An 18,369-nucleotide genomic window follows, 5' to 3' on the forward strand; every position below is an offset into this window, starting at 1 on the left:
GAAGAAAAGTTAAATCCCCTTCTTCTTCCTCTAATGATTATAGTGCAGCAATAGCTGCTTCATAATTTGGTTCATCAACTGTCTCTGTCACTTGCTCAGTGTAAGCCACTTTACCGTTTTCGTCAATAACAACGATAGAACGTGAACAAAGACCTGTTAATGGTCCTGTTGTGATTTTCAATCCATAAGCATCTTCAAAAGAAGTATCTCTGAAAGATGATCCTGTTAATACATCTTCAATACCTTCTGCTCCACAGAAACGACCAAAAGCAAATGGTAAATCTTTAGATACACATATTACTACTGTATTATCTAATGATGATGCCTTTTCGTTAAATGTTCTTGTAGACATTGCACAAGTACCTGTGTCTACACTTGGGAAGATATTTAAAATTACTTTCTTACCTGCAAAATCAGATAATTTGATGTCTGAAAGATCTGATTTCACTAATGAAAAATCAGGAGCAGAACTACCTATTGCAGGTAATTCTCCAATAGTTTGGATAGCGTTTCCTTTTAATGTAATCTGTGCCATAGTTGGGAAGATTTTTAGAGAATAGTTTATAACTTCGCTTCATGTCCATCAAAAAAAATAATGGATATAAAACATTACCACCACAAGTTAATACTCATTTAAACATGAATCCTCAAAAAAAAGAGATAATTCAAAAAACGGCTGACTTTATTGAGCAAAAATTCAAAGGTGAAGGCACAGGACATGATTGGCAACATATTTACCGCGTTTGGAAATCGGCAGAATTAATTGCTAAAACAGAGGATTGTGATTCATATATTGTTTCCCTTGGAGCTCTTTTACATGATATTGCCGATCATAAATTTTACGATGGAGATTTGCTGGAAGGAAGTAGGCAATCAAAAAAATGGCTAGAAGATGCAGGTGCTGATCAAGAAACAATTGATAAAGTAGCAGATATTGTGAAGAGAGTATCCTATAAAGGTGCAGGTGTTAAAGATGAAATGCCCTCTATTGAAGGACAAATTGTACAAGATGCAGACCGCTTAGATGCTATTGGAGCTATAGGGATTGCAAGAGCCTTTGCTTATGGTGGCTCTAAACATCGTTTACTTTATGATGCAGAAGAAACATATGAAATGCATGCTAATTTTGACGCTTATCATAAAAGTGAATCCTCTACAATTGCTCACTTTTACGAAAAGCTTTTGTTATTAAAAGATCGCATGCATACAGCATCCGCTAAAAAAATTGCAAAAGAAAGACATCATGTTATGGAAAATTTTCTAGAACAGTTTTATGCTGAATGGGAAGGTAAAAGATAAAAAAAATAGCTTGTGAAATGATCACAAGCTATTCAAACTTTTGTATTAAAATTTTCTATTTGGACAAACTACTTTGAATGAATTTCTTTTTTCATATTTACTGAACTAATAGTTGATGATGATTTCCTTCATATCAACTTTTTTAGTGGTTATTATTTTAAGATTGAAGAAGAACTTTAATGTTGTCTTATGATATTTTAAACTTGATTATGTTCTTTTAAGTTTTTCTTTTTAAACGTCATTAACATAAAGATTGAACCTTAGTGAGATCATTATATAATACCAAAAGAGACGCTGTAAAAACAACGTCTCACTGGGGGATAAAGAATACATAGAGTTAAAAGTATGCCCATGTATTATTTCTTTTCATTCACCTTTAAAGGAATGATTTATTTGCTTTTTGATTATACAGTAAAGAAATATCAGAAGAACATAACCTACGTACGTTCTTTATACTTTGATTATTATTAACAACTTAATGGTTAGTATTTAAAAGAAATACTAAACTTTAAAAAGTCCACATCTAGTGATCTATCACAAGAATATTATTCGACAAAAAAAGCCTCCAATATTCATTGAAGGCTTTTATAAATTCTCGACAAACTATATAATATTTCTACTTTTTATCTATTGAATTTCCAGAACTTGCACTTACGTGACTAATATCAACATCTCCTTTGTAGTATAAATGACTACCACCATTTACAACACCACTTAATTTTGTTTCTGGATAAACATATGCAGAGACGCCTCCTTGTAAGTTCACATCTACTTCCTCACCTCTTACTGGTGTTTTAAAAGCATTAGGATCTCTAAACCAATCAAGATGTTCACTTGTTCTAAATTCGTTAAAGAAAGCGCCATTATGAACAGAGAGGTCTTGATAACGAGCAAAACCTTCTACGAACAGTGAAGTACCACCTTCTTGCTCAACATTTAAATGATTGACTTCAATATTATTAAATGCTGCTCTTGCTGAATTTCTCACTTCAACATCAAATGTCTCCACTTTGAAATGTCCTACACTAACAACTTGACCTGCATTGTAAACATATAGTTTAAAATTGTCTGCATAAGTTTCAAAGTCATTTGCAAATTCTAATGTTGCACTATTTTTTACAACAATAGATTCGATATCTGGGCTACCCACTTCTATGGTTACCACATCATCGTGGTTATTATTTTTAAGGTATAATGTTTCGTTTCTAACTTCGTAATAATCATCAAGGTTATGACGTCCATCAACATCGAAATTTTGAATATCTTTTTTTCTATAAATTACATGAACATTATCGGCCACTTCTATTTTTTTAAACTTCGGCATCAAAATACCATTTAAATCGTCATTAGAACATGAAGTTAAAGCTGCAAGTATTGTTAAGATTGTGATGTAGATGAATGACTTTTTCATTGCTTGTATATTTTAGTTTAATTATGATATAGTTTACTTATTTAAGTAATTTTAAGTTATAGTGATTCATCTTCATTAACACTAAATCAAACAAACACATAACACTAAACAAACCCAAAAATAATCTTCAAATAATCAAAAACATGATTTTAAAGTGAAATCCTCTATTACAAAACCTCACCATTAAAATAAATTCAATAAATCTTATCAATAATTAATTTTCATCAAAAAATACGCTCACACATTGCTTAATAATGACGATAATCACAATTAATTAGTTAAAACAAAGGTCTATTTATGTTAAAACGATGCTATATATCACCAAAAATTACATCTAAATGTAAAATCAATCTTAAAAAAGTACCATTATTAAAACTCATTAACTATATTTGAAAATATATAATTTGAAACATTGACACACGCACACCTATTAACACTATTACGATATAATTACCAATTCATTATTTTTACAAAATAAAAGGGACAGTATTTATAATACTTGTCCCTTTTTCTATAACATGAGTACAATGTAAGTAGTTGAGTTTGCTTATGTCAAATCTTATAGTTGTACTAACCTCTATAAAAGTTCACCTAGTACATAACTAGATGAACTTTACTTCTCTTATTTTAATTTCTTAATACCTTTTGTAGCTGCTTTATCTTTAGCAACTTCCAAACTGATAGCATATCCACCACCAGGAGCACAGAACTGTGCTAGCTTAGATTTCGATGTCACAACATACTTTTTAATCACGTAAGCTTGAGGATTATCTTTGTAGTGTGCATCTTTTGCATCAGCATAAACTGTAGCAATATATGTTTTATCGGCATCTAAGAAGTCAAACTTAATGTTTGATGTTCTTTTCTCTTCGTCATTTGTTCTACCAACAAACCAACGATCGCCACCTTTTTCTTTTCTTGCATAAGTGATGAAATCACCTGGCTCTGCTTCCAATACTAATGACTCGTCCCAATCGATAGCTACGTCTTTAATAAATTGGAAAGCATCCATAAATTTAGCGTAATGCTGTGGTAAATCAGCTGCCATTTGTAATGGAGAATACATCGTTACATACAATGCTAACTGACGAGCAATAGTTGTTCTTACATATGAAGTTCTTGTAGAATCGTATTCGCTAATATCCGTTACGAAAATACCAGGAGTATAATCCATTGGACCACCTATCAATCTTGTGAAAGGAAGAATAGTTGTGTGATCTACATTGTTTCCTACGAAAGCTTCATATTCTGTACCTCTTGCCGACTCGTTACCGATTAAGTTAGGGTAAGTTCTACTTAAACCTGTAGGACGAACTGCTTCGTGAGCATTTACCATAATCTTATAATCTGCTGCTTTTTTAACTGCATGTAAGTAATGGTTGTTGATCCATTGTGAGTAATGGTGCTCACCTCTTGGTAAAATTGGTCCTACATATCCTGATTTTACAGAGTTGTAACCATTGTCTACCATAAACTGATATGCGTTGTCCATATGACGTTCGTAGTTTCTTACAGAACCAGAAGTCTCATGGTGCATCATCATTTTAATACCTTTTGATTTAGCATAATCGCGTACTTCAGCTACATCAAAATCTGGGTATGGAGTTACAAAATCAAAAACATAATCTTTTGATTTACCAAACCAATCTTCCCATCCTTCGTTCCAACCTTCTACTAATAAAGCATCAAATCCGTGCTCAGAAGCAAAATCGATATATCTTTTTACATTTTCTGTGTTGGCTGCATGTACTCCGTTTGATTTAGTTTTAGAGTAATCTGTTTTACCTAAGTGTACAGAGTGTACATCGTTTGTATATGCCCACTGACTCATGCCTGTGATCATTTCCCACCAAACACCCATGTATTTTACTGGCTTGATCCAAGAAACGTCTTCTATTGCACACGGCTCGTTTAGGTTCAAAGTAATTTTTGATAATAAGATATCACCTGCATTTTTACTAGCGATAACTGTTCTCCAAGGTGTTGGACGAGGTGCTTGCATGTAACCTTTTACACCTTGTGCATCTGGCGTTAAGTGCGACTCAAATACAAAGTTTTTATCATCAAGGTCTAAGTGCATACAAGAGTACTCTACTAAGGCTGCTTCATGAATGTTGATATAAATACCATCATCAGATTTCATCATTAAAGAAGTCTGTACACCTGTTTCTGAAAAACCTTGTTGAGAAACGTTTCCTGTATAAGCTTTTTTCATTAGCTCTCTAATTTCAGAAAGCTTTGAAGTTACATAATCATATTCTTGTGTATCGTAGTCTCCAGGAATCCACCATGCTTTATGATCACCTGTCATAGCAAATTCAGTTCTTTCTTCTTCGATAACAAAATACACTAAGTTATCTTGATCAGGGAATTCATATCTAAAACCTAAACCTTCATCAAATAAACGGAAACGAATGTTCATTAGTCTTTCTGTAGACTCTTGGTTTAATGTTACCAATAATTCGTTATAGTTATTTCTGATTTCTTTAGATTCTCCCCAAACTGGCTCCCAAGTTTGATCTTCTGAAGCAGTGGCTGTATTCACTACTACAAACCCTTTAATTAAGTTCTCAGTATCTTTTAACTGAAGTCCTAACTTACTTTCTTTGACAATCGACTGATCGTTCAAATCAAGAGTATAAGTAGGTGTTCCCTCAGCGTTTAATTTAAAAGTCATTGAAAAATCACCGTTAGGAGATTTGATTGTTTGAGCATTGATAAGTGATATCAAAAACATGCTCGATAGAATAGTAAGTATTAACTTCTTCATTTATCTATTTTTATTGAATTCTTATTTGCAACTGTATGCTACAAAAGTAGTGTATAGAAAACACCTTAAATAGCACAAGTTGTAAAAAAGTAGTTGATTAAAAAACACAAAACACTAATAAACAGATGATTAACATACAATCATGAAGTCTAAAAAGTAGTTAAGTTTTTATTTATTGGGTGCCAATTTTCATTAATTCCTTCTCAAAACCCTCTCTTCCAACCTTTGCATGGTTACGAGCCTTTGTTCTATAATTATAAATTGTAGTAATAGAGTACCTTAAGAACTCTGCAATCTGACTACTTTCTTCTATACCCAATCGTAACAATGCAAATACTCTAAGTTCAGTATTTAATAATTCGCTTTTCTTTAATTTAATTTGAGCATCTTCATTCATCAAGAAATTATAATCTGCCACAAAGTTAGGGTAAAGCTTTAAAAAGGATTTATCAAAATCTTTGTAAAATTCCTTCAGTTCTTGATCTACAATATCTTTAGCTTTTAATAACTTCAATATTTCATCCTTCGGACTTTTATTCGCTTTTCTCAGTAATGATTTTCGATAATCATCCATCTTGCCAATGTAATTAGAAGATAGCTTTAGGTATTTTGTTATCGACTCTTCTTGCCTTTCATTAAAAGATCTCAGCTGACTATTTATTGCTTCTACTTGTTCTTTACTAGTTTGTAATTCCTCATTCAATTCACTGAGCAAATAGTTTTTTTCATTGACCTCTTCATTCGATTCTACTAACTTTCTCTTCTGCTTTTGAATAAAGAACAATAAAGACATCATAGTTATCACCATAGCAACACTTACCACGATAAACCAAAGCATAATTCTATTCGTTTTCTCTCTGCTTTCTTGATAAGTACTATCAATTAATGGTAATATTTCTAATACTTCGTAGCGTCTTAATTGTGTATTTGATGATAGGGCATCATCTAGTGCTATTTTAATATATCTGTAGGCCCTTTTTATTTCTCCTTTTTTATAAAGTTCCATCGCCAGCTCTCTTAAGGAGGCATGTTCTTTCACTCCGCATTGAATATCTGATGATGCGGAAAGAATGAGGTACTTAATTTTATTATCATTATTACCCAATTGTCCATAAGCACCTGCAATCATAAAAGAGGCGGGTGCATAAATTCTATTGGATTTATCTACCTGGTTTAAAATTCCTTGAAGTATCGCTATAGCTTCCTTTAGTTTACCTTGAGTTTTTAATAACTCTGATTTTGCTAATCGATGTGCTAATGTATTTTTAGGCGTGACTTCTACTATCTTCTTTTCATGGTAATTCCATTCTTCTTGATATTTTTTACTGAATTCACTTTCCAAATTCAATAAGGTAAGTGAGTTATATAAACCTGCAGAAATTGAATGATATAATTCTTGGTAATTACCTAAAGTATTTTCATCAGAATATATGGATAGCAACTGAATACTCTCATGATATAACCCCACTAAAGCATAAGTTTGTGCTAATAATAATTGTGATTGAATAATTCTATCCTCTGCCTGTACCTCTTTTGCTAGATTGAGCGTTTTTTGGGCATAAATAAGTGCAGAATCTGAATTATAAGGAATGTATTCTTGGGTGATTAACAAAGACATCTCATATTTAATCAATTTTGATTTTTCAATTTGATATCTCTGTTTTAAATAAGCAATATCTTCTACTCTTTTTTGAGTAAATAATTCTCTGTCATTTAATAACATATCTAACTCCGATAACTCCTTATCATTATTAGCTGATACAAAATGAATACTAAGTAAACTGATGAGAACAAAAAAATTTTTCATATTTATTAATTTACTTATCAAAGATATAAAGGAAGTAGCAATGATTAAAATGATAAAAGTATGAAAAAAAAGAGAACCAAAAATTGATTCTCTTTTATAACGAAATTTCTCTATAAATAAAATAATTATGCTTATTAATAGTATGAACATTCACCTAAGAATATTCATACATTGTTACGATAAATTTAATGTTCGCTTGTTATTTTAATACTCATTTTCATACTTACTGAACATTTGCAATCTATAAATTTCCTTCAGCCAGTAGGGTCCATTCCTTATTTTTGTGGTGCCACTTCATAAAGTGACACCACATTATAGTATTTTACCCTCTTCTTATTGAAATAAATAGATGTTTGATTAACAAGATTAGAATTTCACAATCTTCTTCACCACCCTCTGGTCTCCTACTTGGATATTCACAAAGTACAATCCAGCTTTAATTTGAAGGTCAGATACATTCAATAAATGATTTCCTTCATTTAATCTCAACTGAGCTGCTGGGTGCACCTCTTGTCCATTTATATTTAATATTCGAATATTAACTTCTGATACTGATTTTAAATTGATACTCATCTTAAAATGATCCATCACTCTAGTAGGATATAGTTTTATCTGCTCTTCTAAATTAATGAATTGTCCTGCAGACCTTGTTCCACTACTTTCAGGATTGGTATCATACCAAGTACCATCCATATACCAACCTTCAGATGATCGAGTATAGTCTGAAGTCTGATTTCCATTTCCATCGTGGAATAAAAGGTTAGATGAGCTAACATCAGAAATTGTATAAGTAAACCATCCGTTTCCTTCACTTACCATCGTTTCTCCAGGCCAATTAGAACTACTTCCATCAGAAGCATTCCAATAATGTATTTTGGGTGATGACAAAGTGGTTTTTATGTGAACTGTTAAACCATTCTGTGGTTGAATTTCAGGTTTTTGATCATACCAAACTCCATCTTTATACCAACCTTCTTTGTTTCTTGACAGGTCAGGAGTTTGTCCGTTTCCATGGAATAATAAATTAGTTGACTGTACTGTTTCTGGGAATGTAAAACTATACCACCCATCACTCTCTGCAGTCAAACTCACACCCGGCCAAGAACTACTTGTAATACTTCCTGTTGGAATTGCTCCCCAATGATGCATCATTGTATATCCATAAGCGTGTACTGTAAACCCTCCCTGTGGAATAGAGATCGTGTAATTCATTGTCTCAACAGAAGAAACATTGCTTGAATCATCTATTGCTATCGCTTTTACAGTCATCGCGTCAGTTACAGTAAATGTCACCGTCTTTTCAGCAGAAGTAGAAGACATTGTTGGTGTACTTCCATCCAATGTATAATAGATCGTTGGAGAACTATCTCTATCATCTGATGAAGAAATAGTAACTGAAACACTATTGCTATAATCGCCTGAATTTGGAGAGATACTAACTGTTGGAGCAATGATATCAAAATTTTCTTTATTTGGATCCTCAACCCAACCTATTCCTTCTTCATACCACACATCTCCACAAATATTCATTTCATCCTCAGTTACTTTAGAAGAACCGCATAATAAAATTAAATTGGTACATGTTCCATCAATAGTATACTCATAATAACCACTATATCTTGTAGAAGGAATCATGCTTTGTCCTGGCCAAGTTGTGGTCATACTACCATTTTCGACTCCCCAGAAATAAAGACTAGGATCGTTACAATTTGATGGTTTGAAATATACTGTCATTCCACCTTCAGGAATTACAGGGAAGGTATATGATGTTGTCACCATATTCGATGTTCCCACTTCATTAATAGCTATTGCCTTTAAAGTGATTGTTTCTCCTTCCGTTCCGTTAAGAGTGACTGTACCTGACGTTGCATTTGAAGCAGAAGATGGTTCACTTCCGTCCACTGTATAATAAATCGATCCATTCTCTGTAGCGGTCAAATTGATGACAGCTCCATTTTGAGTATAAGATAATTCAGGAACTTTAGGTTCATTAGGTTCACAATCTGGACAGGTATCATGCCAAGTAGATCCGTCATACCAACCATTTCTATCTCGTAATAAATCTTCTGTTTTGTTGGCAGAATTATCACTAAATAATAAGTTTACTGATTCCGTTTCTTCAAATACATACTTGTACCATCCATTTTGATCAGGAGTCATATTCGGTCCTGGCCAACTTGAAGGAGTTAATGTATTTGCAGGAACTTCATTCCAATAATGTACATTCACACTGTTCCAATTATCTGGCTTTTTGAAATAAATTTCTAAACCTTGAACTTCACCTATTCTATATGATAAAGTGGTCACATCAGATTGATTTCCATCTTTATCTACTGCCAAAGCTTTAATATCTAAATCACCTGAGACCTGAATTTTAGTCCCATTATATTGCATGCTAGCTGTTGTAGGAAGAGACCCATCAATAGTATAATAGACCGAATAAGGAGCTCCAGCACCTAAAGTAGCAGATAAAGAAACTTCTATAGGATTAAGGTATCTACCTGGAGTTGGAGAACCTTGTACAAATGGTTTACCTGGCCCACCTTCACCAGCTTGGAAGAAACCTTGACCATTTGAACCTATTCTACCAGGGCCATTTAATACATAAACTGCAGCAGAACCAGGTTCTACATTACAAGTTAGTGAACCATTAGACACCGCATATTCTGCCCCTGTTACTGCATCTCTATAAACACCATTGGTTAAACCTGAGAATGTAAAACTAGCAGATCCGTCTTTTGCTAAACCAACGGCAACTTCACTATCTCCATATTTTCTCACAAAACCAACTGCATTACCAGCACTCGATCCATCCCAACGCCATTCGCCTTTTTGAAGTGCTGGAACAGCTCTTCTCATAGCATTTAGCTTTTGAATATGCTTGTACATTTTATGACTTGGAGCTTGATCCATTACATCTCCATAATAAGCTCTACCTGTCTCATTAATTGATTTTTGAATTCCTGAAGCATCATGAATATCAGCATATGCACCAGACATAAAACGCATTTCTGTACCATAGTATACAATTGGAATACCCCTCCATGTAAACATAAAGTTTAAACATGCTGCTAAGTTTTCATCTGTACCACCATAACGTTTGTTCCAATCATTATTTGGTCCGAAATCATGATTATCTAACCATAATAAGTTAGTAGATGGATCTGCATATAAATGATCGTATCTATCTGCTGCTTTTACACCTGCGAAACTGCCGCCATATTCAAACGGATCATGGAAACTTGCCTCTGCATAAAAGTCAATGACTGCCATACCTGAAGGTTCTGAAGCATTTGTAGCGCCTCTCCATGTATACCAGTGAGGATTGATTTCTTCAATACTATGTAACTCATGACGTTTTTGAGCTACCTCACCAAACACAAATAAGTCAGGATTAATCTCTTTAAATGCATCTAAGAAATACAATACATCTTCTTTACTCATGTGTTTGATAGTATCCCAACGGAAAGCATCAACACCCATTTCAATAAAAGTCTTGTAAGCATTCACTAAATACTCTCTCACTACAGGAGATGAAGTATTTAAATCTGGAGTATCACCTGCTAGTGCTCTGTTGTATAAGTTTTCTGTATCATCCCAACCTTGTGCAAAACCGTTTCCACTATGGTGATACCACTCTGGGTCTGTTGTATCTACATAAGATTGTGTTGATGGCCAGTTATACAAAGCTAAATTCTCATTATAAGGAGCTGGCATTGTTGGAATATTCGCTCTACTCCAAATTAATCCATCATCTGGGTTTGGAGTCATCCCATCATATTCCCAATTAGGATTAGGCTGTAAAGGGTTTCCCTCTAAATCTTGTCCCCAAACTTTAGAAGTATCTGTATTGTATTTGATTTCTGCTTGTCCTTTAATACCAAATCGACCAGCATGGTTCGTAACCACATCCAATACAATTTTCATATCTCGAGCATGGACTTCATTAATCAAATCTTGGAAAGTAGCTCCAGGAGATTCTAAACGTGGATCTACTTTAGTAAAGTCATAAGCATGATACCCATGATAATCTAAAGGCGACCAGTTCTGAACAATAGGAGTAATCCAAATAGCGGTAAATCCTAAATCTTGGATATAGTCTAGCTTCTCGATCAAACCTTTAAAATCACCTTTCCAAGTTACATCATTTGGATCTGTAATTTTAGGATTTACTTCAGGATCAGGATTGTAAGAACTCCATTCATTTGGACGGTTATTTTCTGGATCCCCATCAAAAAAACGGGTAGTTAGAAGAAAGTAAATAGATTCTTCTCTAAAATCATTCTGGGCATAGATGTTACTCCAACCCATACATGATAATAGTAGTAGTAATAATAGTTTTTTCATTTTCATACTGTCTTTAAATAAAAATTAGAAAGGTTTTTAGTTAGTGTATTTATCAACTTAAGACATTACAATAGTAGGATATACACTTTTTATAAGCGTTCCATTTTAAGAGAAATGAGTACTTTTTAGGGATCGGTACGTATCAGTTTATCAAATGAAGCTTGACAGAATGAAGAAAAAATAAGACGCAGTGAAATGAGGCAATAAAAAAAGCCAACATTTCTGCCGGCTTTATATATAAATATGATAATAGGTATCTTAAAATAATTTATGGAAATCTGATTCAGGATCATATTTTCCGATTTTTTCAAATCCCACAAGAGATAGTTTTATCTCCCTTTCATGTGCTGCTTTTTCAAAATCTTCAATAATTTCTAAAACATCAGGATGTATTGAATGATTTTTTGATGCATCGAGAATTACCTCTACACCATTCGGTATTTTATTAAACGTTCTTTGGATACTGGCTTTATTTAAAAAACTAACATCCTCTGCTAATTGAATCACTAAAGGATCTTTTAAATCTATATTTTGAGGATCTAAGTGATAAGGAACTTTAAAGTTATTCCATAATATATTGATAATACCAACGACCATTCCTAGACCAATACCTTTCAGTAAGTCGGTGAAAACAATACCAATTACAGTAACTATAAATGGAAGAAATAAGTTAAATCCTTTTTTGTATAATACTTTAAACTGTTTAGGGTTAATTAATTTATAACCTACCACTAATAGTATTGATGCCAATGAAGCTAATGGAATTAAATTTAAGACTTCAGGAATAACCATTACACAAATTAGTAAAAATATACCATGTAAAAATGCTGAAGCTCTTGTTTTGCCACCTGACTGCACATTAGCTGATGAACGTACAATTACTTGTGTTACTGGCAGTCCTCCTATCAACCCTGAAACAATATTTCCTGCACCTTGTGCCACTAATTCTCTATTTGTAGGTGTTATTCTTTTTTGAGGGTCTAACTTATCAGTTGCTTCTACAGATAGTAAAGTTTCTAAACTAGCCACCACAGCTATAGTTAACGCTACGATATATACTTTTGAATTGGTTATCTGAGTAAAATCAGGTAAAGTAAACTGATTGAAAAATTCACCTACTGAATTAGCTACAGGAATTGCAACTAAATGCTCTGAAGTAATATCTAAAGTAGGGATATTATCAAACCATACATTCAAAATTATACCTAAGGCTACAGCCACTAAAGGTCCTGGAACACCTTTTAGAAAAGTTTTTTTAATAAATGGTTTATCCCAAGAGATTAAAATCGTTAATGATATTAATGTAATTACTAAAGATCCCCAAGTAATTGATTCTGTCATGTACCATAATTCAGAAAATGTATTATGACCGTCTAATTGGAAAAATGCAAAATCACCTTCAGGGTCAGCATCATATCCTACTGCATGTGGTATTTGCTTTAAAAATATGATTAAACCAATACCTGTAAGCATCCCTTTAATTACCGATGATGGAAAATAATACCCAATAACACCGGCTTTTATGGCACCTAATATTATTTGAAATACACCTGCAATTACAACAGCTAATAGAAACGTTTCAAAAGTACCCAAATCTTGAATAGCATTAAGAACAATCACTGCCAAACCTGCAGCAGGACCACTAACACCTAATTGAGAGCCACTAATAGCTGAAACAACAATACCACCAACAATTCCTGCAATGATTCCTGAGAAGAGTGGTGCTCCTGAAGCTAAAGCAATACCTAAACATAATGGCATAGCCACTAAAAATACGACGATACTTGCAGGAAGGTCACTTTTTAGATTACTAAAAAAATTTTGTTGGTCTTTCATTGTGTACTTATTTGGTGTGCTTTTAAAATGGAAATAAAAGCAGAATAATATCAGTTAGATTTTGAGAGTTTTTATAAATGCTTTTTACCACATCTATATTTGTAATGTACAAAATTTTAAGCAAAGTATTTAGTATATCAACAAAGTATACAATAATCTTTACTTCTTAAAAGATATTAAATTAACACACTCCCTTTTTTACTTATTTTTTTATACAATTGTTAAGTTTAATTTTTTTATACATTTGTATCGAACACATTTTAAACATAATTATATGAAACTTACTTTCGGAAAAGCACTCGGGCTATCAATTTTGATGTGCGGAATGTTTTCTACTTCAACTATTGTGAATGCTCAAGACAAAGCTCTTGATCTAGAAAACATGAATACATCATTAAAGCCTGGGGAAGACTTTTACAACTTTGCTAATGGCGGATGGATGAAAAAAGCAGAAATCCCTGCTGATAGAGGTCGTTGGGGAAGTTTTGATGAACTTCGTGAAAGAAACGAAAAAGCTACATTAAGAGTACTAAACAGTGCCGCTGAATCTGGAAAACTAGCCAAAGGTTCTGACCAAGAAAAAGCTGTTTTCATGTATGAAAGCGGAATGGACTCAGCTACAATAGAGAAATTAGGTTACTCTCCTATTCAACCTTATTTAGATGAAGTAGATGAAATCAAATCACTAGACGATTTACAAGAAGTTTTAGAAGAATTACACGCTTCTAGTACTTCAGTTTTCTTTGGTATGGGCGTTTATCAAGATCTTAAGGATAGTAAAACACAATCTTTATACTTAGGATATGCTGGGTTAGGTTTACCAAATAAAGATTTCTATACAAAAGATGACTCTGCTTCAGTAGCAAAACGTGAGCAATATGTACAGCACATCGAAAATATGATGAGAAAAATCGGTGTAAAAAAACAAGCTCAACAAATATTTGATTTAGAAAATGCATTGGCTGAGTTCAATAAAACTCCTGTTGAGGCTCGTGATCCAAGAACACAGTACAATCCAATGACTGTGGCAGAACTACAAGGTAAATGTAATACGATCAATTGGGCAGAGTACCTTGAAGAAATCAATGTTCCTGCTGAAACAATTATTGTTAATCACCCAATTTACTTCGAAAAGTTAGACTCTATTCTTACTGAAACAAAAATCAAAACTATCAAAAACTACTTAAAATGGCATATTGTTCATGAAGCAGCTCCATATTTAAGTGCTGAGTTTGTGAATGAAAGCTTTGACTTTTATGGTAAAAAAATGAGAGGTTTAGAGGCAAACCGTCCAAGATGGAAAAGAGTACTTGGTACAACCAATAGTACTTTAGGTTTTGCTTTAGGCCAATTATATGTTGAATCTGAATTCCCTGCCGAAGCTAAAGAAAAAGCAGAGAAGATGGTCAACAATATTAAAGAGGCTTTTGCGGTACGTATCAAAAATCTAGATTGGATGAGTGAAGATACTAAAGCTAAAGCGTTGAATAAATTATCGAGCTTCACAGTGAAAATTGGTTACCCAGACAAATGGGAAACTTATGAGAATTTAGAAATCAAAAAAGGAGAATACTTCCAAAATATTGTCAATTCAAGCATCTACGAAACAAAGAAAAACTTTGCTGAGTTTGGTAAGCCAGTGGATAAATCTAAATGGGGTATGACTCCTCAAACTGTAAATGCTTATTACAACCCTCTTTATAACGAGATTGTATTCCCTGCTGCTATCCTTCAGCCTCCTTTCTATAATTATAAAGCAGATGAAGCTGTAAATTATGGTGGTATTGGTGCTGTTATTGGTCACGAAATTTCACATGGTTTTGATGATCAAGGTAGACGTTTCGACTCAAAAGGTGAAATGAAAGACTGGTGGACAAAAGAAGATGGAGAAACTTTCCAAGGAAAAGCTCAAATGGTGATCGATCAATACAATGGTTACTATCCATTAGAAGAGTTACATATTAACGGTGAACTTACTTTGGGTGAAAACATTGCTGATATTGGTGGTGTTGCAGTAGCTTATGACGGTTTACAACGTTACTTATCTCTTCAAAAAGAAAAGCCAGGTATGATTGATGGTTTTACTCCTGAACAACGTTTCTTCCTTTCTTGGGCAACTATCTGGAGAACAAAATCTAGAGAAGAAGCACTTAGAAATCAAATCATGACTGACCCTCACTCTCCTGGTCAATACAGAGCAACAGGTCCGTTATCAGATTTTGATCCTTTCTATGAAGCATTCCAAATCAAAGAAGGTGATAAAATGTATGTAGCTCCTGAAAAAAGAGCGAAAGTTTGGTAATTAAAATATTGAACTTCTAAAAAATCCTCATTTGACACAAAATCAAATGAGGATTTTTTACTGAAAAAGTAATTTTACATACTTAGTTTTTTACTTTTTTTTCGGGTAATTTCCATGGTTCCCAACGTACAATCTCACTTATTTTTGTAACCATTTGATTCCCCCCAAATACAAATACACCAAGTATTAATAGAAGGTCTGTTCCTATTGAAAGGTAGAATAAATTCTCTCTTACAAGTGGCATCTCAAAGAAATGAGGAACGTATCCCGGAAAAATAATTAGAAACAACCAAAGTAAAATACATATAACCCCTATTCTATATTGTGATGAGTTTGCTGCATAATCTTCTTCTGGAAGTCCAAATAATTTCTTCACCTTTCCTTTTACCAATTTCACTCCTTCTTTTCCTGCTAAAAAACTTCCCAATAGTAAAAAAACTTCTGGTCCACCAACCAAGAAAAATGTAATTAATGATGTTGTAATTGTGGTATTAAATCCTAAAAATGGTACTATCAAACCAAATACTGGGCTGATAAACCCTAACACTACAAATGTGATCCCGATTTTACTTTTCAATGATGTTTTCATGAGAATTGTTTTTAATTGAAGATTTAGAATAAGTGGATTGAATCTGCTGTAAAACCTTGTAAGTACCCACGGTTAAAACTGTGGGTTTTTCATTACTTTAGATTCTATACTATATATTATTGATTATTGAAACTCTCTGGAGTACGAACAGAAATGTCTTTTTCACCGGCTTTAAATTTATCGTAAACAAGCTCCTCCCATTGATCACCTTTTACCATACCTAAATGATCTTCTGAGTGAGGTTGAATACCTGTCTCATACACTTGGATATAAATCGGATTGGGCTGTGCCTCATTGAAAGGTAAGTTCTGATCTGCATACGGACAGTTACTGGCCACTAAGTACAAATCTTTCTCGCAATAGAATTCCAAGCCTGTACCATCAGGAACTGAAGGGCTCAAGAACATTTTTCCTCTCGTCACCCCTTTCTCATCTGGGATAATCTGATTGGGTTGAAAGATATTCAAGTCGTTTCTATCCGCTAAAAACTGAACTTTCTTTCTTCTCTCCTCTTCATCTTCGATGGCGGCGATTGCTGGAATTCTATTTAATGCCTGAATAAAGTTTTCGTGACAGCTATTCATATGCACCGCCTCATTTCCGTAAGCACACATATTGTATTCTTTACTACAGTGAGCAGCGAAAAACATATGTTGTACTTTCATATTGTTATCAGGATCTTCCAGTAACTCATATGGATACTCATCTGCAACCATTGTTACGATTTTTTCCATGTACTTACTTTGTGTCCAAAGTGAACCATAAATTGATGGAGAAAAACCAGCGACAGCAGTGGTACTTAAATGGTCACTCCATTGTTCCAAATCAGGTGTGAAAAATAAAATATCTGCAATCTGCGTTCTCCCATTATGCTGATGTGGTCTTTGTTCTATTCTAATTACTTGTCCTGCTTTAGCATAAAAAGAATTACCCGTATGTGGTTGAATTATATCCTCATACACTAATTTTCTTGTTTTATTATCTTTTGTAGCAATGACTTTATCGTAAAATTCTACGTTCGGATTTACACCTCTTGCAAATTGTTCTACTGGATCGATGTCGGCGTTATAGCTTTGATTACACATAATTGATAGATTTTAAATTGTTATTATTTCGTATTCACTAACAGAGGCGAGGGTATGGGGGAAAACCTCTATTTTATTGGATTTCGTTAACAAAAGGGGTGTTTTTGATAATGTAGAAGGAGATAGGAGTTAGGAATTAGCAGTTAGCAGTTAGCAGTTAGCAGTTAGCAAAGAAATGTAATAACTAATAGGTAATAACTAAAGGTGGGAGTTTTTACTTTGGTTAGGGTATCGACAGAACAAGTTTATATTCCTTAGGATAGTTATATAGGTAAGAGATAATTTAAAACAAATATTTATATCAATGCCTCACCTCTAAGACATTAGCTTTACATTATAAGGCCCAGCTTACAAAACAGAGGAGCAAACCAAACTTATTACCTATTACTTATTATTTATGACTTAAAAAATTAGGGGTTTGTCCCACTTTCTCGCATATGGTAATGAAGGCATCATTTCGCCTCTATTGTTTCATTAAAAAATTATCATCATGTGCTCTTTCAAAAACACTTTAGAAAAAAATTCGGATCAAATTGGAATTACTGGATCATTGATTTGTTTGGTGCATTGTATACTGACTTCAGGAATAATATTAGGCAGTTCATTTATTTCTCATCATGCCCATCATGGACATCATCATCATACATTTGATTTTTGGGGCATTGTCGATTTATCTATGATACTCGTAAGTGGTGTAGCTGTTTATTTTGCTACAAGAAAATGCTTAAAACATACACACTCTAAATTAATGTGGGTATGCTACTTAGCGTATTTAGCCTCTACAATATCAAAATACTTGGGTTTTGAGCCGCTTGAATTAAGTCTATTATCTTATGCTGCATCAATTTCTTTAATAGGATTACATATTAAAAATATCTATAAAGCTAGAAAATCACTATTACAGCAAAAAGCTATTTGATATT

11 protein-coding genes are annotated in these 18,369 nt (G+C 33.4%); 3 read left to right on the top strand and 8 right to left on the bottom strand.

The annotated features are described in order from the left end of the window. Window positions 1–37: 37 nt before the first annotated feature. Complete coding sequence (gene tpx, locus NH26_RS10555) at window positions 38–535, bottom strand: thiol peroxidase (RefSeq protein ID WP_044222729.1); 498 nt, start codon at window positions 533–535, stop codon at window positions 38–40. A gap of 41 nt (window positions 536–576) precedes the next feature. Between tpx and NH26_RS10560 the strand changes: the two genes are divergently transcribed. Beyond that, window positions 577–1,299 carry an HD domain-containing protein gene (locus NH26_RS10560; RefSeq protein ID WP_242427318.1) on the top strand — a complete coding sequence of 241 codons (723 nt, stop codon included), beginning with the start codon at window positions 577–579 and terminating at the stop codon, window positions 1,297–1,299. 616 nt (window positions 1,300–1,915) lie between these two features. On the opposite strand, the gene NH26_RS10565 is transcribed toward NH26_RS10560, so the two are convergent. The 5 genes from NH26_RS10565 to NH26_RS10585 form a co-directional block, all read right to left on the bottom strand. Beyond that, on the bottom strand, window positions 1,916–2,710 hold the full coding sequence (locus tag NH26_RS10565) for a GIN domain-containing protein (RefSeq protein ID WP_044222732.1): 795 nt from the start codon (window positions 2,708–2,710) through the stop codon (window positions 1,916–1,918). A gap of 622 nt (window positions 2,711–3,332) precedes the next feature. Then, window positions 3,333–5,480, bottom strand: coding sequence for a glycoside hydrolase family 97 protein (locus NH26_RS10570; RefSeq protein WP_044222736.1), 2,148 nt, complete (start codon window positions 5,478–5,480; stop codon window positions 3,333–3,335). A 172-nt stretch (window positions 5,481–5,652) separates the two neighbouring features. Then, window positions 5,653–7,287: a DUF6377 domain-containing protein gene (locus NH26_RS10575; protein WP_044222739.1), complete on the bottom strand. Its 1,635-nt coding sequence runs from the start codon at window positions 7,285–7,287 to the stop codon at window positions 5,653–5,655. A gap of 366 nt (window positions 7,288–7,653) precedes the next feature. Then, window positions 7,654–11,634: a starch-binding protein gene (locus NH26_RS10580; protein ID WP_158021927.1), complete on the bottom strand. Its 3,981-nt coding sequence runs from the start codon at window positions 11,632–11,634 to the stop codon at window positions 7,654–7,656. 258 nt (window positions 11,635–11,892) lie between these two features. Further along, on the bottom strand, window positions 11,893–13,470 hold the full coding sequence (locus NH26_RS10585; RefSeq protein WP_044222742.1) for a SulP family inorganic anion transporter: 1,578 nt from the start codon (window positions 13,468–13,470) through the stop codon (window positions 11,893–11,895). A 274-nt stretch (window positions 13,471–13,744) separates the two neighbouring features. Here NH26_RS10585 and NH26_RS10590 point away from each other — a divergent pair, with 274 nt between their 5' ends. Then, window positions 13,745–15,772: a M13 family metallopeptidase gene (locus tag NH26_RS10590; protein ID WP_052431967.1), complete on the top strand. Its 2,028-nt coding sequence runs from the start codon at window positions 13,745–13,747 to the stop codon at window positions 15,770–15,772. A gap of 82 nt (window positions 15,773–15,854) precedes the next feature. Here the strand turns inward: NH26_RS10590 and NH26_RS10595 are convergent, their stop codons facing one another. Next, a complete protein-coding gene (locus tag NH26_RS10595; protein WP_044222744.1) occupies window positions 15,855–16,361 on the bottom strand; it encodes a transporter suffix domain-containing protein in 507 nt (168 codons plus the stop codon). A gap of 116 nt (window positions 16,362–16,477) precedes the next feature. Beyond that, window positions 16,478–17,446 carry a DUF1989 domain-containing protein gene (locus NH26_RS10600; RefSeq protein WP_044222747.1) on the bottom strand — a complete coding sequence of 323 codons (969 nt, stop codon included), beginning with the start codon at window positions 17,444–17,446 and terminating at the stop codon, window positions 16,478–16,480. Between the two features lie 490 nt (window positions 17,447–17,936). On the opposite strand from NH26_RS10600, the gene NH26_RS10605 reads away from it, so the two are divergent. Then, the gene (locus tag NH26_RS10605; RefSeq protein WP_044222749.1) at window positions 17,937–18,365 is read left to right on the top strand and encodes a MerC domain-containing protein; all 429 of its coding nucleotides are present in this window, start codon (window positions 17,937–17,939) and stop codon (window positions 18,363–18,365) included. The last annotated feature ends 4 nt before the right edge of the window (window positions 18,366–18,369 follow it).

Origin of the sequence: Flammeovirga pacifica (assembly GCF_000807855.2) — a bacterium.
Classification (GTDB): Bacteria; Bacteroidota; Bacteroidia; order Cytophagales; family Flammeovirgaceae; genus Flammeovirga; species Flammeovirga pacifica.